The 18,115-nt window shown below is 44.0% G+C and carries 11 protein-coding genes; 4 read left to right on the top strand and 7 right to left on the bottom strand.

Translation table 11 applies throughout. The annotated features are described in order from the left end of the window. Position 1: 1 nt before the first annotated feature. The 4 genes from AC58UX_RS03505 to AC58UX_RS03490 form a co-directional block, all read right to left on the bottom strand. Positions 2 to 835 (bottom strand): class I fructose-bisphosphate aldolase, encoded by an 834-nt coding sequence (locus AC58UX_RS03505; RefSeq protein ID WP_497249703.1) that lies wholly within the window; start codon positions 833 to 835, stop codon positions 2 to 4. Between the two features lie 115 nt (positions 836 to 950). Then, the gene (locus AC58UX_RS03500; protein WP_497249702.1) at positions 951 to 2,882 is read right to left on the bottom strand and encodes a DUF8034 domain-containing protein; all 1,932 of its coding nucleotides are present in this window, start codon (positions 2,880 to 2,882) and stop codon (positions 951 to 953) included. A gap of 25 nt (positions 2,883 to 2,907) precedes the next feature. Next, entirely contained in the window at positions 2,908 to 3,807 is a 900-nt protein-coding gene (locus tag AC58UX_RS03495; protein WP_497249701.1) for an aldo/keto reductase, read from the bottom strand. Positions 3,808 to 3,826: 19 nt separating this feature from the next. Then, complete coding sequence (locus AC58UX_RS03490) at positions 3,827 to 6,082, bottom strand: AraC family transcriptional regulator (RefSeq protein ID WP_497249700.1); 2,256 nt, start codon at positions 6,080 to 6,082, stop codon at positions 3,827 to 3,829. Positions 6,083 to 6,299: 217 nt separating this feature from the next. Here AC58UX_RS03490 and AC58UX_RS03485 point away from each other — a divergent pair, with 217 nt between their 5' ends. The 3 genes from AC58UX_RS03485 to AC58UX_RS03475 all read left to right on the top strand — a co-directional run bounded on the left by AC58UX_RS03485 (position 6,300) and on the right by AC58UX_RS03475 (position 9,733). Continuing rightward, positions 6,300 to 7,220, top strand: a complete 921-nt coding sequence (locus AC58UX_RS03485) for an ABC transporter permease (RefSeq protein WP_497249699.1) — start codon at positions 6,300 to 6,302, stop codon at positions 7,218 to 7,220. An 11-nt stretch (positions 7,221 to 7,231) separates the two neighbouring features. Next, the gene (locus tag AC58UX_RS03480) at positions 7,232 to 8,113 is read left to right on the top strand and encodes a carbohydrate ABC transporter permease (RefSeq protein ID WP_497249698.1); all 882 of its coding nucleotides are present in this window, start codon (positions 7,232 to 7,234) and stop codon (positions 8,111 to 8,113) included. Between the two features lie 66 nt (positions 8,114 to 8,179). Further along, positions 8,180 to 9,733 (top strand): ABC transporter substrate-binding protein, encoded by a 1,554-nt coding sequence (locus AC58UX_RS03475; RefSeq protein ID WP_497249697.1) that lies wholly within the window; start codon positions 8,180 to 8,182, stop codon positions 9,731 to 9,733. A gap of 64 nt (positions 9,734 to 9,797) precedes the next feature. On the opposite strand, the gene AC58UX_RS03470 is transcribed toward AC58UX_RS03475, so the two are convergent. After that, complete coding sequence (locus AC58UX_RS03470; protein ID WP_497249696.1) at positions 9,798 to 11,831, bottom strand: beta-galactosidase; 2,034 nt, start codon at positions 11,829 to 11,831, stop codon at positions 9,798 to 9,800. 121 nt (positions 11,832 to 11,952) lie between these two features. Between AC58UX_RS03470 and AC58UX_RS03465 the strand changes: the two genes are divergently transcribed. Further along, complete coding sequence (locus tag AC58UX_RS03465; protein ID WP_497249695.1) at positions 11,953 to 12,774, top strand: helix-turn-helix domain-containing protein; 822 nt, start codon at positions 11,953 to 11,955, stop codon at positions 12,772 to 12,774. 44 nt (positions 12,775 to 12,818) lie between these two features. On the opposite strand, the gene AC58UX_RS03460 is transcribed toward AC58UX_RS03465, so the two are convergent. Further along, positions 12,819 to 15,872, bottom strand: coding sequence for a glycosyl hydrolase (locus tag AC58UX_RS03460; protein WP_497249694.1), 3,054 nt, complete (start codon positions 15,870 to 15,872; stop codon positions 12,819 to 12,821). A 28-nt stretch (positions 15,873 to 15,900) separates the two neighbouring features. After that, positions 15,901 to 18,114, bottom strand: a complete 2,214-nt coding sequence (locus AC58UX_RS03455; RefSeq protein ID WP_497249693.1) for a helix-turn-helix domain-containing protein — start codon at positions 18,112 to 18,114, stop codon at positions 15,901 to 15,903. Position 18,115: the final 1 nt, after the last annotated feature.

Here is an 18,115-nt window from a genome sequence, read left to right as displayed (position 1 = left end):
ACTAAACGGATAACTGAGCAAGCGCTTGCTCGGCCGTTGCGCCATGATGAACAATTGACATTAACGCCTTGGTCATCCCTGCGGGATTCGGATGTTGAATCACATTGCGTCCATATACGATGCCCGACGCGCCTTGCTTCATCAATGCAACCGTACGCGTCATGATTTCTTCATCACTTGCACGGCCACCCCCGCGCACCAAGACAGGAGTACTGGAAGCGATCTCAATAACACGGGAATATTCCTCTACGTGATCACACGGATCTGCTTTGATGACATCGGCACCAAGCTCAACCGCCTGTCTAACGAGCGGAAGAATCTTCGTAATATCGCCATCTACCATATAACCGCCTTTAGCTTCGTTAGCCAGCATGACGAGCGGCTCCACCATCAGCGGCATGCCATACTTTTCACATTCTGTTTTGAGGCGTGAAATGTTTTGAACACATTGATAATGAAGCTCTGGCTGGTTAGGCAGCAGGAGCAAATTAACGCAAACCGACACTGCATCCAAACGAACGGCTTGCTCGATAGCCTGATGAATCAGTTCACTAAACACATAACGCGGAAGTGTATTCCCATAAATGTTCGCTGCATCAGTGCGAAGAACCAGTCCTGGTTTCTGGCTTCCTGGGATCGATTGGAGATGCTTCGCTTGACCGATACTGAGTTGAATACAATTCGGCGCTGCGTCCACAATCGTTTCAATCGCTTGCTTCATATTTTCAATGCCGGACAAGAAACTCATTTCGTTAAAAAAGCCATGATCAATCGCCACATCAAAGCACTTGCCCTGCTTGCTGAACATCCGGTTGAGTCTTGGTTGTACTGACATTTTACGGATCACCTCTCTCATAGTTAATGTTATTTTATAACACTAAATGTTCGTTTACAACATTTATTTAAGCAAGAAAAAACGGACAACACGTGTATCTGTTGTCCGTTTTTTCTTATTTTCCTCGCCCTACGATACCAGATGGGGTACGAGGATTCGGCCATGGCAAATCATATGTTGGGCTATTTACGTAGCGATCCATCGAGATGCGTAATGTGATTCCTGTTCCAGCTGGCAGAGAAACAAACAACCACTTCCCATTCACCTCCACTGTTCCTGTCATTTCACCGTCTTCATTAATAATCTCCGCGATCACAAATCGATGTTCGCCAAAAACACCAGCCTGGATAATGAGCTCCTTGTCATCAAAAGGATTCGTATTAACCAACTGAACGGTCACTGAATCCTGCGTAAGCTTCTCCACCAGGGCAGATATGCCAGATGGCAATCCCGGTCTCTTCTCTTCAGCATCAAAATATCGAACGCGCCCATGTTGCAAACCCCCATGGGAGATGTGCATAGGTCCGCCTAGCGTTAGCTGTACAAGGCCTTCAAAATATAACGGACACATTTCCTGCCAGATGTGTATGGCGGAGTATATGCCTTCGTTGAAATGCTCTGTCCAACTGTAGGGGTCTCCTTCTGGTGAACGCATTTTGGCTAGTTGATTGCCAATCATCGTGTAATTCGCTGCTAATATTCGCTCGGGATAATCTGGCAAAAGTCCGCGAATGTATTGATACCACGGCTGCGTATTGCCGATATAGTGTTTCGTCCCTCTACCTGTTTTGGGGTCTTTGCCAGAGAAGCCCGGAACGATAACCTCATTCCAATCATGATCTTTCGGGATGCGTTCAATTCGCTCCAAATCCTCATCCGCCATGGACATGGACCATAGGTAGACCGGATACTGAGGTGTTGCCTCGCGATAATCGGACCAACCGCTGTCAAAATACTTGTAAGGTACAACCCATTTGCCATCCTGTTCTATGCGGAGCTCCCAGTTTTGGTCCAGTTGTTCCCTGGCCAACTGCAGCCCATTGAAGTCACCCGTGAGCAAGACCCTATTCATGCAAGCGTTCGTAATTGGCTCAATAATCGTCATAAACCCATGAGGCCATCTCCAACCATAGTAGCCGCCCCACCATTTGCCCTCATTGTATTCCCCGATATCTCCATTCAGCCCAACATTGTCCGGAATAATCCCGCCATTCAACCGAGCTCGCTCTTCCCAGGCATTCACATAGTCAATCACCCAGCTCTTCAAGCTCTCGTCTCCGGTATGCAGAAATGCGTGGGTAATTAACCCGGTCGCATTCAAATTTAGCGGCACATCACCGCGATTCATTCGCTCATTCATCATCGTAATCAAATGTTGATAGACCTCATCATCGCTCCATTGGCATTTGAGACTGTGGAAGTCCACGCCTGGAATGTCTTCATAAGGAGCTAAGTAATCATCCAAGATACCGCGGTGCGTACTCCAATCCTCTTTAGACACTTCGAACCGTGGGCCTTTACTTCCATTCAATGGGGATCGAATCAGCTTCAATTGTTTATCATAGTTTGGAGCATCCGGGTCATCTCCTGTATACATCGCCGCAAAATTTATCGCACGTAGGCGATCCTTGAGTGTTGATGGCCCTGCCAAACCTAAGAAATAAAGATACAAGTACCCCTCACCATGATGCATCCAGTCATAATAAGCATCAAATTCTCGGTGGATTTGCCCGTACTCGGTCCACTGCCAAGTAATACCATCCCATATTTTACGGGATATTTCATGCAGCTCGCTGCTTCCTCCAATTACATATAAGAGTGCCAAATTCATAAAGCCTTCATAAGGGTCATCGGAGCCGTCCATCCCTGGCCAATGCTCAAACCAAATGAGCGTACCGTCCGGATGCGTATATCTTGCCACGAATTCCTTAGCTGCACGATTCAAAGTTTCAAAAAGAAGCTGCTCCTGCATCGCCCACTGCGGCGGCGTCACACGTCCAGATGCACGGACAAATGGCATTGATTTATCATGATGAGATGCTGTCATTTCACGCTTCCCCTTTCGTACTCACTTATTCAAACAATGGCTGCCCTTGAAATAAGTCAAATATCTGTTGCTGCGCTTCGGCCTCTAACCCTTTTCCATCACAGAAAGACAGATTTGTACGAAGTGTGCTCCGCGAAGATATCCCCGTTAATGTTACATGAATATCCGGATTGCTTAAGCTAAATCTCATCGCAGGCTCGATGAGTCCAAACGGCTCCGTTTTTCGCAAGAACGCTAACTTCGCAATCCGATCAAGGGATTTTATACGAACATCCTCTTCTAGAAAATGTGCCGGAGCATCCGCAAGCATGCCAAGCCCGAGGACACTTCCATTGATAACGCCCATATTTTTCCTTTTTGCCAACGGAATAACTTCATCTTTAGCCGTGTGATCGATAAGCATGTACCGCGCGTAAAATTGAATCAAATCAAACCGATCCGTCAGCATATAGCTCATAAGTAAAGGTAAGTTCCTTGTCGACGCACCCAGAAAACGGATCTTACCGTCCTGCCTTAACTTCTCCAATGCGGGAATTGTCTCATTCGTAATTAGATCATAGGACTGCGTTTCCACATCGTGAATTTGTAAAATATCAATATAATCCATTTGCAGCCTCTGTAAGCTATCTTCCACAGAACGAATTGTCGTGTCATAATCATAGCTCATGTCAAATCGCGTTGCTTTGGACGCAAGAATAACTTGATCTCGACGTCCTTTAAGCGCTTTACCGATACGACGCTCGGATTCCCCGCTTCCATATTTAGGAGCTGTATCAATGAAATTAATCCCTGAATCAAGCGCTTCATGAATGAGAGCCTGCACTTCAGCTTCATCCGTTTCACCAAAATCACCGGCAAGTGGAGCGCCGCCCAAACCTAATGCAGACACCTTTAGCCCTGTATTCCCGAAATCTGTATACTCCATCTTCCTCACCTCTTTCCTCTCAACTTGTTTGACTTTTGGCATTACTTCTATACTGATTAGGTGTCACGCCATAAGCTTTCTTAAATAGTGTGAAAAAATGACTGCGACTTGTGAACCCTGACTTTTCCATAATGTCATTGATGGTCTCTTCGGTTGAAGCAATCTGATCACTTGCATAAGCAAGTCGTACGTTATTCATATAATCGGTAACAGAGATGAGTCGGTGCTTTTTATACAATTTCCCTAGATAGGAGGGTGATAAATTCACTTTTTCCGCAATGGTATCCAAGGATAAAGCTAGATTTGCAAAATCCTTTTGTATGATTTGATTCACGTCTTCAAGCAACTTGATGTATTTATTATCTTTCTTGGATTCCAACTCCATGGATAGATTCTCAAACAAATGATAAAAATCGGCTTGAATGTCTTCTAACGTTTCCATCTTTTGAAGATTAGCCAGATAGGTGTTGAAATTGAAATTAACTTTAATGGATTGATTCGCTTCTACCACTTCAATCGCGTAACGAATGGACAACAGCATACGAATAAGTACTGAATTAAGAATTGTAAAACTATACTTAGAAGCACTTCCAATCATGTTGGATAAGGCATGTTTAGCCTCCATGAACTGCCCTTGAATTAGCGTATCTGTCAGTTCTTTCTCAAGCTCCTGCGGATATTTGAAATCTTCTGTCACATACTTTATCTTCTCATGAAAGATGATACACTGGTGACCCAAGATCAATCTGTAATACGATAAATCAAGTGTTTTTAAATATTGAAAGTTGAGCGGATATAAAGTCTCAAATACTTCGCCAAAGGTAATGGATGTCCCAATATGTAAAAACTGTTGTGTGTTCTGTTGAATCTCTTTCGCAAGGGAGACGAGCAATTCGTTCTCTGAAGGGTATAAAGCATCTGATCTGTATTGGATCAGTACTAGAATTTGATCTTCCTCGATCTCGATACATTCATGTTTATAAGCCTTTGAAACCAATTCCCAAATAATATTAACCATACCGAATTTCAGTAAGTTTCGATCACCAAGACTATACTTCGCACATAATTCAGCAAATCGATCTATTTTCACTAATAGAATCAAATAGGAATCTGAAGGTTCGAGATCTACTTTATAGGTATGAAATCGAGAGTGCAGGGTATCCCCAGAGATGATATCGCCAGAGAGTACCATTTTCCTTAAAAAGTTTTGTTTTCTATAGTAGAATTCATTTCGCTTCTCTGACTCCAAAACCTTGAAGTTTTGAATAACCAAAAGGATCGGGGCGTACAGCCTTCTGGAAAAATAAAAGGATAATAAGATGCTTCCAATAATAAAACAAAGTACAAGGAGGTATGTCTTTTTCCTCATTTTCTGTACATCTTGAACAATGTCTTGGTACGGTGTAATGCTGATTAATTTCCAATCAAAAGCATCTGTGGCTGCATAGGTAATAAATGAATCTACACCCTCGACATCCATGTGCAAGGTTCCACTTGGTTCCCTCGAGGAATTAATGATTTTAATATAGTCATCGCCATTAAGGTCACTAAGCAATGGATGTTTATGATCTTTGGACATCAGCTGCCCATCCCGATTAACGATAAAAATACGATTTTCATTTTTATGATCCGAAGAGTTAATACTTTTACTAACCGCTTCTTCCGAAATATTAAGAATGATGGCTTCGCTTACTTTTCCGCTTGAGACTTGAGAGTCAAAGAAGAGATACGAATACACATAAATTTCTTTCTCATCAGAGGCTATCCCATATAGGACGTTAGGAATTCGCCTCAGCACCATGCTATGCGATTTATGATGCTCTATGTCATCTAGAATAGGAAATATCCCTTTATCCATAAAGGTGGAGCGATCATAAATAAAACCGGTGCTTGGAATCGCATGCATTCTTTTGCCATTATAAATATAAATAGATTTAAGAAAGGGATATATATTTTTATACGCTTCCAATTTGAGCTGATATTTAGCAAAACCATCAGAAGGAACATCCGAATATAGGAGGTCTTTAATGGTATCATCGAAAAAAGCGGTAGTTGAGACGGACTTGGCCGATTGAGCGATAACGCTTACATTTCTACTCGTGTTTTGGAGGTCTGTTTTTTGTTGATTATAGACCATATCCAGAGCGAAATTCTCGAAGTTCCGGCTTAAGAAGGAGGATTGTACAAAAAGAAGCACCAATGTGCTTAATAAGAAGGGTAAAAGAATCGTTAGGAAAAGCTGAAACGGATTTTTTAGAATAAATGTCTTGAGCATTTCAACAACTCCTCTACCCAAAGAGTAACACAAATCAAATGAAAACGAATCCATCAAAACGTATGACTGAATAAATTGCCCATTTTCAGAACAAAAACATGAATTGAGAACTTCTCATTTGCTCCAAATCGTACTCATAAATCATATAAGAAATTGTACTTTTTCATGTCAATGTTACGATTAAGGTATCGAATCTGGTCAAAGGAGTTCATCCTAAATGAGCAAAAAAATTGCACCTTCTCGCCATTTTAAAAAGAATTTCCATCTCACTTTGTTAGCGCTTCCAGCTATCCTTATTATCTTCGTCTTTTCCTATCTTCCCATGGGTGGCATCTTTATTGCTTTTAAGAACATCAATTATATAGATGGCATCTTCCACAGTCCTTGGGTTGGGTTTGACAATTTCAAATTCTTCTTTACATCTAATGACGCATGGCTTGTTGTGCGAAATACACTGGCTTACAATATCGTGTTTATTGCCGTTGGTACTTTCCTTTCTGTTGTGTTCGCTATTCTCTTAAATGAAGTCATAAGCCGAACGTTGTTAAAAACGTATCAAACTATCTTTTTCTTCCCCTATTTCTTCTCTTGGATCATTGTAGCTTACATGACCTATTCATTTATTGGACCCTACGGTGTTATTACATCTTGGATGGAGAAAACAGGACTTGGCAGCTTTGATTTTTACACCCATACATGGGTTTGGCCTTTCCTATTAACACTCATTAATATTTGGAAAGGCATTGGCTATGTCAGTATTATTTTTTACGCTGGTATTTTAGGGATATCACAAGAGTATTTTGAAGCTGCAGCCATTGATGGCGCATCCAAATACCAAATGATTCGCAACATCACAATTCCTTTGCTAATGCCCTTAATCACGATCATGACGTTGCTTTCCATTGGGAAAATATTTTACTCTGATTTCGGATTATTCTTCTTCATACCTCGAGAAATTGGTCAGCTATTTCCCGTTACGCAAGTTATTGATACGTATGTCTATCGCATGCTCAAGGTTTCCGGTGATATCGGAATGTCTTCTGCAGTAGGTCTGTTTCAATCCACAATGGGATTCGCTATCGTCTTATTGAGTAATTATATTGTTAGACGAGTTAATGACGAAAACAAACTATTCTAGGAGGTGAGCTGTTGTTACTTAAGAAAATTTTACCGCAAATCCTGATCAACTCCTTATTCGTATTATTTGGTCTCTGCTGTATAATCCCTCTGATTTCCATCATCTCAGTTTCACTGAGCAGTGAAGTTGACATCATCAAGAATGGCTATCGCTTAATCCCCAAGATCTTTGATATAACAGCTTATCAATATATTCTCTATCAACCAAAACAACTGTTAAATGCTTTTAAAATCTCCTTATTTGTCAGCTTCTTCGGTACATTTATTTCAATAATGGTGATGGCAGGTATCTCCTACGTGTTGTCACGAGAAGATTATAAGTTCAAAAACTCACTTAGCTTTTATGTGTTTTTCACCATGCTGTTCAATGGCGGTTTAGTTCCTACTTACATTTTAATGTCCAACTATTTGCATTTAAAAAATACGGTCTGGGTATTAATTCTCCCTTACTTGGCCATTCCCTGGTTCATCTTAATTTTACGTTCATTTATGCAAAAGATCCCCCATAGCCTAATCGAATCCTGCATGATCGACGGCGCTAGTGAACTGCGTATTTTCATTCAAATTATACTCCCGCTTTCCAAACCAGGTCTTGCCACAGTAGCGCTATTCATGCTGCTGCACTATTGGAATGACTGGTGGCTAAGCCTACTTTATATCGAGAAAGAAAGTTTAGTTCCCTTACAATTCATGCTTTATAGAATGATGAACAATATTCAATTCCTTACAAATTCAACCAACCAGATTCCTCCGGGGGTTAAGAACACGGTTCTTCCCTCCGAATCAGCCCGTATGGCTATGGCTATATTAGCGGCTGGTCCTATGCTTGTTGTCTTTCCTTTTTTTCAAAAGTACTTTGTAAAGGGCCTCACGGTTGGTGCAGTCAAAGGATAGCTTAAACATGGATCCAAGTCCATTTTAAGATATAACAAAGCTTTACGAAAAGGGAGGATTTAAGACATGTTAAAAGGATTCAGATTAGGAAAAGCAGGCATGACCGTTAGCTCGATCCTTCTCATATCCAGCATGCTGGTAACCGCTTGTGGAAGCAGCCCCACACCATCTGCAAGCCCATCGGTGACACCAACCGGGACTACTGCTGCAACTGCAACTACACCCGCTGCCCTTCCCGAGGTTAAACTAACATGGTATTTCCCAGGCAATTTTCCGCAAGCTGAACAGGATCAAGTTTTTGCTGAAGTGAATAAAGTTTTGAAATCAAAGATCAATGCGACGGTTGATTTTAAACCAATAGGTTTCGGTGAGTATGATCAAAAAATGCAAGTCGTTATTGCTTCAGGCGAGCCCTACGATCTTGCATTTACTGCAAACTGGATTAACAATTATACGCAAAACGTAGCCAAAGGGGCATTTTTACCTCTTGATGACTTGCTCGCTAAATATGCGCCGAAATCATTCGCTTCTGTACCGAAGACATTCTGGGATGCAACAAAAGTAAAAGGAAAAATTTACGGATTTGTAAATGAACAAATTTCTGCCAGAACACCATCTGTCATGATCCCGAAAGCACTCGCCGATAAATATAAGCTTGATCTCAATGCCATCAGTGGAAAAATTAATGCTGACTCTTTAAACCTTTTAGAGCCATTCATTCAAAGTGTCATTAAAGACAATCCGCAGAAATCATTTATTTCAGGTATGGTGCAATTCACGGATGCTTTTACCTTTGAAACCATCGCAGGTATCAACGTTCCTGGTGCTGTAGAATATTCTGATGCCAATCTTAAAGTCATCAATCAGTTCGAAAGCGCTCAAGTGAAAAAGTTCGCAGCTACGATGAGAGATTGGAATGCAAAAGGATATTTGAACTCCAAAGAGCGGATTTCCAAGAAAACGGATGATTGGACGGATGGCAAAGCGGGCAAATGGGTATTGAATATCGGGGGAGCCTTTAAGCCTGGCGGTGAAAACCTTAGCAGTTCATTAGGTGGAGAACCTTATGTTGAAGTGCCTGCCGGAACCGCACATCTGACAACAGGCGGAATCATCGCAACTATGCATGCTATCAATAGAAATTCTAAGAACCCAGAAAGAGCCATGATGCTGCTTGAGCTTTTGAACACAGATAAGGATCTCTACAATCTCTTGAACTTCGGTGTAAAAGATAAACACTTCAAAATCGATGCGGATGGCTTCATGATTCCAGGAGATGGCCAAAAGGGATATAACCCGAATGTACCCTGGATGTTCGCTTCCAATTATCTAGCTAATGTTGAAAAAGGGATGCCTAAAACAGTCTGGGAAGATACGAAAAAAGTAAATGCTTCAGCCGTCCCTTCCAAGTTGTTAGGATTCTCCTTTGATGCTGAGCCCGTTAAAGCTGAAATCGGAAAAACTAGCGCAGTGTTTGACGAGTATGCGAGAGCGATTGACTTAGGTGTAACAACAGAAGAGAAGTACAACGAATTTGTAGCGAAACTTAAAACGGCTGGATCCGATAAGATCATTGCTGAAATGCAAAAGCAAATTGATGCTTGGAAAGCTACGAAGTAACCGTTCAGCGCAAATAGAGCATCCTGGGTCACTTACCCCATGATGCTCTATTTAGATTTACTGACTATACTTCCTTCTCAATAATAAGAACTTGCTTAGGTGCTAATGTAACTGCCTGAACCATCATTTTGCCTGAAATTAAATCTTTTCCTTGTAATGCGCCTAACGAGATCGAAGTAGCTTGATCATTATGATTTAAAATAAACACGAATGAATCATCCGTAGGGCTAGTTCTGATGGAAACCTCAACCCCAGGTACAGGTGCAATTGGTGCTGTAATGCCTTTATCTTGGCACAAATTGCCTAGCAAGCCTTGTAAAAATGCTGGTTCTGGACTCGAAGCCACATACCAAGCTTGACCCGCCCCGAATTGATTAACTGTCAGCGCAGGCATACCTTGATAGAAATCCTTCCCATACACGGCTTTCACTTCTGCGCCTTCCCCATGGATTAAATCACAGAGAATGCCGCATTGGTAACTGCCTTCAAGCCCACCCCATTGCTCAGTCAACTGGATTTGGTTGCTCTGATCCGGGAATAGCGCATCGATTTCTTCTGCCCAAATCCCGAGTACCTTCCGCAATTCACCTGGATAACCGCCAAGTGTTACGCGATCAGACTCATTGACAATGCCGCTGAAGAAAGTAGTAAGGAATGTGCCGCCAGCATGAACGAATTCTTCTACGCGCTTGGAGTATCCACCTTTTACCATATAGAGCACAGGTGCAATAACAATATCATATCCCGTGAGGTCCTTATGGGTGCCGATGAGATCAACTTGAATGTTTTGTTGGAACAGTGCGTCATAATATTTGTGTACTTCTTTTACATAATCAAGATCGATTGTTGGACCGCTCGAGAGTCCAACTGCCCAGCGGTTTTCCCAATCGAACACGATGGCGACACGCGCCTTCACTCTTGCGTCCAGCACTTTATCACCTAGTCGCTCCAACTCATGCCCTAGCTCAGCGCATTCTCGGAATACGCGGGTATGTTCATTTCCAACATGCTCAATGACCGCACCATGGAATTTCTCACAAGCACCTGCCGATCGGCGAAGCTGGAAAAATAACACCGTATCCGCGCCACGCGCAACCGCTTGATAGCTCCATAGCTTCATAACGCCAGGTCGTTTCAGCGAGTTATACTTCTGCCAATTCTGCTGACTTGGTGTTTGCTCCATGAGCATGAACGGCTGACCGTCTTTCAACCCACGCATCAGATCGTGCGTCATGGAAGTCAGACTGACCGGCGTATTCAAGGACGGGTAATTGTCCCAGGAAACGACATCCAAGTATGGCGCCCATTTGAAATAGTCTAATGGCTTGTAAAGCCCCATTAAATTCGTTGTAATTGGTGTATCCGGGCAATGACGTCTGATTACGTTATATTCCAGTTTGTAGCAGTCGAGTAAGCTGTCGGACATAAATCTACGATAATCTAAGGAAGTCGATTGAAAGAAAGAACGATCGCCAGGCTCTTCTTCTGAAAGTGCATTAGGTGGAACAATGTCATCCCAGTCATAGAACGTATGACCCCAGAACCCTGTATACCATGCTTTGTTTAACTCATCCAATGTGGTATATCGTGCTTGCAGCCATGTGCGGAAGGCAGCTGCGCAGTTATCGCAGTAGCAATACCCGCCGTATTCATTGGAGACGTGCCAAATGAGCACAGCCTCATGATCCTTGTAGCGTTCCGCTAATTTCTCTGCAATTCGCTCCGAATACGTACGATAAGTTGGACTATTAGGACAAGAATTATGTCTCTTACCGAATTTATGCTTGCGTCCTTCAAAATCTACACGACACACATCTGGATATTTCCTTGCCATCCACGCAGGGTGAGCACCTGTACTCGTAGCTAAACATATATAAACTCCACCGGCATGGAGTCGATCAATGGTCTCATCCAGCCAAGTAAAATCGTACGTATCTTCATTCGGTTGTGAGAGCGCCCACGAAAAAACATTGATCGTCGCCACATCAATACCGGCAAGTTTGAACATCCGTAAATCTTCATTCATAACCTCTTTATCCCATTGCTCAGGGTTGTAATCCCCGCCGTACCAGATCTTTGGCAGCTTCGTATGTATCACGCTTCGCACCTCTTCGATTAGATTTCATATAAGAATAAATACATTATATTGGATTTATATTCATGTTAAAATATAATATATTTGCATCCCTATATAAGAAAATGGAACAGGATGAATCGATATGCACACGCGATTTTTGTTAACACCAACCTCTGCCCAACCGTACCCCCTTTTTATCGATAGCATTGGTCATCATGAAGATCAGGAGAGACTAAATCGGAAGCAAGGTTTCCCTTACTATCATTGGCTGCAAACCTTTGAGGGCGAAGGGGAGTTTGAGATGGACAACCGAAAGGTTCGTTTACCGAAAGGGAGCGGTGTGCTTTTGCTCCCTGGCGTTCCCCATGCTTATTACGCCGTTACGGATACGTGGTGCACTCAATATGTCACGTTCGGAGGCAACTGTGCGCATGCCATCTTAAGTACGTTAGAAATGCTGGAGTCTGCCGTTTTCCGATGGGATGCTGAAGGTCCTTTTAGATATGCGCTTGGCGATATGATCCATAACCTCGAGACTAAAGCCGATTACTCTGGCTACGATGCTTCTGCAGATATGTATCACTTCTTGATCCAACTCAAAAAGCACGCCCAAATCAATAACCGCACCTCAATTGGCAATCAGATGCTGCAATTACAGCCCTTAACAGAATGGTTAGAAGCCCACTACGCCAATCCGGATACCGGCATCGAACAAATGGCTGCTGTACTTGGGGTCACACCGAGACATATGAACACCTTGTTTCAGCATGCTTTTGGCCTTTCCCCTTACGCGTACCTCATTATGATGCGACTGCGAAAATCCAAAGAAATGCTGCTCCGCGACAGAGCGCAAGCAATTAAAGAGATCGCTGCGCAAGTAGGCTTTCGTGATGCCAGCCATTTTATTGCCAGCTTCCGCAAGCAGATCGGGTTTACGCCGGAGCGGTTTAGAGAAATGAATTAGGCACAGCTATGGCAAAAAGGGGTGAGCTTCGCTCACCCCAATAATTATTCGGTTACAATGCTAGGCAGCATCCTTAGGCCGAAACGAACAAATGTATAACGGTCGACATACATCGAGACGCCTTGCGGAATCCCTTTATCCGTCCATCCTGGTGTATTCGTGAAGCTGGAAGGACCGACTTTGTAAATCTCACCATGGATATGATGATGAGGACCAAGCAAATTCCGGCAGCTATTCGTAAGCTCCAGCTCGATCGTATTTTTTCCATTAACCAGCCATTTGCTAATATCTGCCTCATAGGGTTCCCATAGAAAAGCTCGAACCTCGTGCCCATTAATCCACAGCTTGCTGACGGCGGCATGAGGAGCTTCTCCAAACCTCCACGTTGCACTTGCCCCCTCGTTCCAATCCAACACAACTTGCTGCTGTAAACGAAGCGTGCCTGCGAAGAAAGGTAGGCCTTGCTGAGCCAAATCACTTGTATATACAACAGAAGGCAGCTCCGCGAGCACAAATGGCCCCTCCGTATGAACGGCATTGCGTTCACCATAAGCATAGGTGGAAGTGGATGCCACACCAAACTCACCCAGTAGGTAAATACTCTCGATTTCCATATCAAAGGTTAATTTATTACCTTCTGATTCAAAATGCTTGGCATTTTCAATCGCTTGATAAATTTCCGGTGAATTATCGAACAGGGTTCGCAAACGAATGTGGTTCTCCCCTTTGTGAACCTTGCCGCTAATGTCAATTTTGTGGAAAGCAACATCTCGCCACGTGCCGCAGCTTACCGAGGATACAGCCGTGCCGTTCACTTCAATGGTGAAAAGCTCTGGTCTTTCCATCACAATATGCAATTCGCGGTCAAAGCCGCTTTCCCAGCCTACCTGGAATGGAAATTCTAGTTCGATTTGAACAGGGCGACCTAGCGCCAGCAATTGTTCTTGCAAAAGAATGACAGGCTGTGGCTGTGACCAGTCCCCATCCTCCACACGCAAGCGGCATGTGTCTAAGGTTAGGCTGTTTGGCGTTATCGACACCACTTGCCAATTGGAGCTAAGCGTACACAAGGGTGTAAACTGAGTCTCCCGCGCATCAACAGCTTGCATGAGTCTCTCCGAAGTCTTGCCAACAAGCGGTTCTACCTTCAACATATAGGATTGCCCTGGATAAAGCGGAAGCTGAACCCGGATGCCATCGACCGTTTCTCCCTGTTCTAGGCGGCCAACCTCTCCGCTCGCAAGGTCAATCATGTTCACTTGTCCTTTGTGAAGCAGCTCAATCTCAACGAGAGCATACCGTTCGATGCCAGAATTCACGATATAGTACAAGCGTGAACCCTCGAGCTCCAGCGTCTGCACGTTGACGGTGTCAGCTGCGATGGCGGCACCCTTCTCGTCCGTCATCCGAATCGAAGGGGCACTCACCTTCGTAATCGCGCCGACGATGGCTTCTGACGACCATTCCGGCTTGTTTGCTTGCGCGAGCAAATGTGCAAGTTCATTGTCTGGCACACCATCCACAAGCTGAGGGTACGGTGAGCAAGCAATCAATTGCCCGCCTTGCTCGACGAACGATTGAAGAAGCGTCAAGGTCGTTCGGCTAATCGTCACACTTGGCGGCAGCACAACGACACGATAAGCCGCTTCGCCGATGACGAATTGGCCATCTTTTACCAGACCGTGCCCCTCGATGATACTCTCACTGCCGTAATCATGCTCGACAAAGGCTTGGCACATCCAGCGGGATAGCTGAGCGAACGATGTGTGGAACGGCGTGATTTCTGTGCGATCTACACCGCGCTGCAAGGTCCAGGCACTGCGAATTGGGTGCAAGAGCAGCACCTCGACTTGTCTTGTCCCCTCTGTGAGCAGCAGCGACAATCTAGCGAAATAATCATTAAAGGTTTTATACTCTTCCCACCAAGGCTGTTGGACGAACAGAGATGGCGGATAGTCCCGCTTCCGCAGGCCTTTCAAGCTATAGCTCTGCAGATGCTGGCAAATCATCGTAATGCCATGGACGAACTGCCATTCACCTATTCGCTTCAAGTCTTCGAAGCTAATATCCCAACCGGAGCAGCCGAAGGTTTCGGTGATCGTTTGCTTTTTCCCAAGCTGATGAGCCACCGATCCGACCTGCTTCGGAACTATCGGCTCGTCGCCAATAAAACGTCCAAGCCAATCACAGCCTGGCATATGCAGATGTTCGTAAAAGGCCATCGGATCTCCGACCGATGTTACTTGAATCATTAGCGCTTGCTCATCAACGACATGTCCAGTGAATGACCAGCCCTTGCTTTCACACCAATCGCCGATTTGCTTGGCATAGGCGTTCGTAAACATGGCGGTTACACACGCCCAGTAGTCGTATCTTGCTTTTGCATAGCCATCTACTTGTAAAAATAAGGCAGGCAGCGCTTCTTTTAATGCATATCCGTTAGCACTTTGAAAAGCTGCTTCTAATTCAAACGACCACGGCAAATGCCCACGCGCAAACTGCGGTTCATCTGTAAAAAATCCCTTAATTACATCACCGAACTGCTCGCCGAAGCGCTCCCAATATGCTTCATAGGTAGAGTCAATGAACGCTTGAACCGCCATCGCACTTAACGTATCAATATAGTAAGGATTCACTTCATAGTAAATGCGGAGCTGAGCCTTCTCTTCCACATTCTGACCAAGCAGCCTATACCCGCTCTCCGTCTGTTCGTAGTATGCAATGGTATGTTCCGCTGGACTTTGAAAAGGAGCATGCTCAACTAAGAGCTTTTTCTGCTGATAGGCTAACCCTTTGGCAGGCACCTGTCCATCCGCGAATCCGCTGGGCCATCCGTTTTCATCATAAAGCCAGGGAGACATGCCTAATTCTTTACCTTTTTTAATGCAGGCTTGAATCGCCCCCATCCATTCCTCACCCATGTAAGGGGTTAAAAGTCCACCTCTAGCATGCATAAAAAATCCGCCGATGCCCGCTTTATGCATCTCTTCGATTTGCCGCTCTAATTCAGCGACCTCCAACTTATCATTCCACGACCAAAATGGGATCGTTCGATATTCATTAGGTGGATGCAGTAACTGTCCCCATATATTTGACATATATAAACCTCCGACATGCATATCGAGCCTATTGATGTACTTTTCGATAATCACCTGGCGTTGTGCCAATCATTTTTTTGAACGCTCGAATAAATGACATCTGATGCAGATATCCGACTCGCTCCGAAATTTCTTGGATAGGCAGGGAGGTGCTTCTTAGCAGCTCCTTCGCATGCTCCATCCGTATTTGGCACAGATAGACGACGAACTTCTCGCCAAAATCTTCTTTAAATAGCGTGCTCAAGCTGGACGAATTCATGTTGAATTGTTCGCTTAGACTCGATAGAGAGAGATCGGGATCGCTGAAATTCGCTTCAATGTAATCTCTAACCTTTTGCACCACACCGTGATTGCCCTTGCTCTCACGAATGGCTTCCATCTTTTTCGCACAGGAAGAAATCGACTCCAAATAAAAGTACTCCAGCTCATCCAGCGTTTCGAGCGTTTCCATATTTTCATCCCAAGGTGTCCGAAATTCCCGATTCCATAATTCTTGATATTCAGGAGGCAGCTCCATCATTTCCCGATAGAAATAATAGTTCATATAGCTGAGAATACCGCTGATCTCTTCTTTGGGAAGCATCAGTCTACGCAATCCTTCAAAAAGCAGCTTCAGCTGCTCCTGCCACCCCTCATTAGCAACCCGGAAGGCTTGCGCAATTGTCCGTACATACTGAAGGTACACGTAAAGATCATCGTGCGACAACAGTTCAATTTCCCAATGGCCGATGACCCGATTACTGCCAAGTGCAGACTTATAATCCAGCGCCCTTGCCGCTAATTCATAGGATTGGGATATCGATTGCACATCGGTCACAGTAGACCCCAACCCAAAAGTCACGGTTAATTTCAAATTATCCTGCAACCATTGACGAACCTGATCCGTCAGCGTTACCAGCGTAGACTCCATGCGAGTCTCATACTGTTCCTCCAGAACAATCATACACAACCGATGGTTGGTGACCCATTCCTGCCAGATACGTAACCCGCGAGCTTCCGCCGTCTCTTCCACGACTTTTTTCAAAATATACTTAAATAGCCCCTGATCTTCACGTGAATGCCCGCTAATAAACTCAATATATTTATCAATTTCGACGATACTAACAGCCGCACCGCCTAATTGCTTCATGCCGAGCTCCGCCATCTCATTGTTCCACTCGGACTTATCAATCGAACGATTGCCATCCACGATTTCATGAAATAACTGGACGCGACGATACTTTTGATTCACGAGACTCTGATTCTGATACTCCTCGCTGACCTCAATGATGCTGCCGAGCGTGTAATCAATATAACTAAGCTCATCCACCGTAGGCCCTTGAATCGGATGCTCTTTATGTACCTGATTGTATTTCTCAATTCGGGACATGATCGTTTCGATCGGCTTGTAGTTTTTGCGGGTAATATACACAATCCAACCTATAGCTAGCAGTAGTCCGACGAAGCCAACAATAAACCAACCGCTCTTCATATAGTTAAAAATATTGCCCAGCTCTTCCTTCTTTAGCGAGCTTGTATAGGTCCAACCTGTATAGTTGGATATAATCGTAATATCATCAACCTTGGAATCTTTGCCTTTTTGCTCGAAAATCAACTTCCCTTGACTGTCTTTGAGCGCAATCTGATTCACTTCAGATATGCCGTATTTGCTTAGAAACTCTTGTATAGCTCCCACTTTCACATTAACGACCATCATCGCGATCCCTTTACTTTGCAGGGGAACACCTTGGGACAAGGAAATAACTGTACCTTCCAAATTCCCATCTTTTACCGATCGATAAGCACGGGGCAGACTCCAGCTATTTAATTCAGGATGATCTAAATGACTTTCTATGAAAGCTTTATCTCCAAATTGCTCGACATTCAGCTTTGTTTTATCACTAATAACCGTCCCATCACCTGCCCGATACAAATAGACAGAATCAATCCACGGATTGGTCGCTGTTAGGCTCTGAAGCAGCCTGGAAAGCTCAATGAAAAAGTTAGTATCACTTTGCATCCCAGCGAAGGTTGTTATGTTAATATTACGAGTTATCGATTCCAGCATCATCATTTCAATGGAGTTCAGCGACATGTCGATGCTGCTCTGAATATTTTGCACATATACGCCACTGGATTTCAGCGCTTCTTTGCGGGACAAATCATTAAGCTGAACGACCCCGATAAATACGAATAAACAAACGAGTAGTATAAGCACAGGGACATAGGAAAGTAGCAAGCGATGGAACCAATTTCTTCTCAAG

It is taken from the genome of Paenibacillus sp. J22P90, assembly GCF_059692195.1.
The sequence above is the reverse complement of the archived record's forward strand: the minus strand, read 5'-3'. Positions and strand labels throughout refer to the sequence as shown.

Excerpts from the sequence above, each read along its gene's own strand:
- AC58UX_RS03505 (WP_497249703.1), bottom strand. The coding sequence starts at position 835 with ATGTCAGTACAACCAAGACTCAACCGGATGTTCAGCAAGCAGGGCAAG.
- AC58UX_RS03500 (WP_497249702.1), bottom strand. The coding sequence starts at position 2,882 with ATGACAGCATCTCATCATGATAAATCAATGCCATTTGTCCGTGCATCT.
- AC58UX_RS03495 (WP_497249701.1), bottom strand. The coding sequence starts at position 3,807 with ATGGAGTATACAGATTTCGGGAATACAGGGCTAAAGGTGTCTGCATTA.
- AC58UX_RS03490 (WP_497249700.1), bottom strand. The coding sequence starts at position 6,082 with ATGCTCAAGACATTTATTCTAAAAAATCCGTTTCAGCTTTTCCTAACG.
- AC58UX_RS03485 (WP_497249699.1), top strand. The coding sequence starts at position 6,300 with ATGAGCAAAAAAATTGCACCTTCTCGCCATTTTAAAAAGAATTTCCAT.
- AC58UX_RS03475 (WP_497249697.1), top strand. The coding sequence starts at position 8,180 with ATGTTAAAAGGATTCAGATTAGGAAAAGCAGGCATGACCGTTAGCTCG.
- AC58UX_RS03465 (WP_497249695.1), top strand. The coding sequence starts at position 11,953 with ATGCACACGCGATTTTTGTTAACACCAACCTCTGCCCAACCGTACCCC.
- AC58UX_RS03460 (WP_497249694.1), bottom strand. The coding sequence starts at position 15,872 with ATGTCAAATATATGGGGACAGTTACTGCATCCACCTAATGAATATCGA.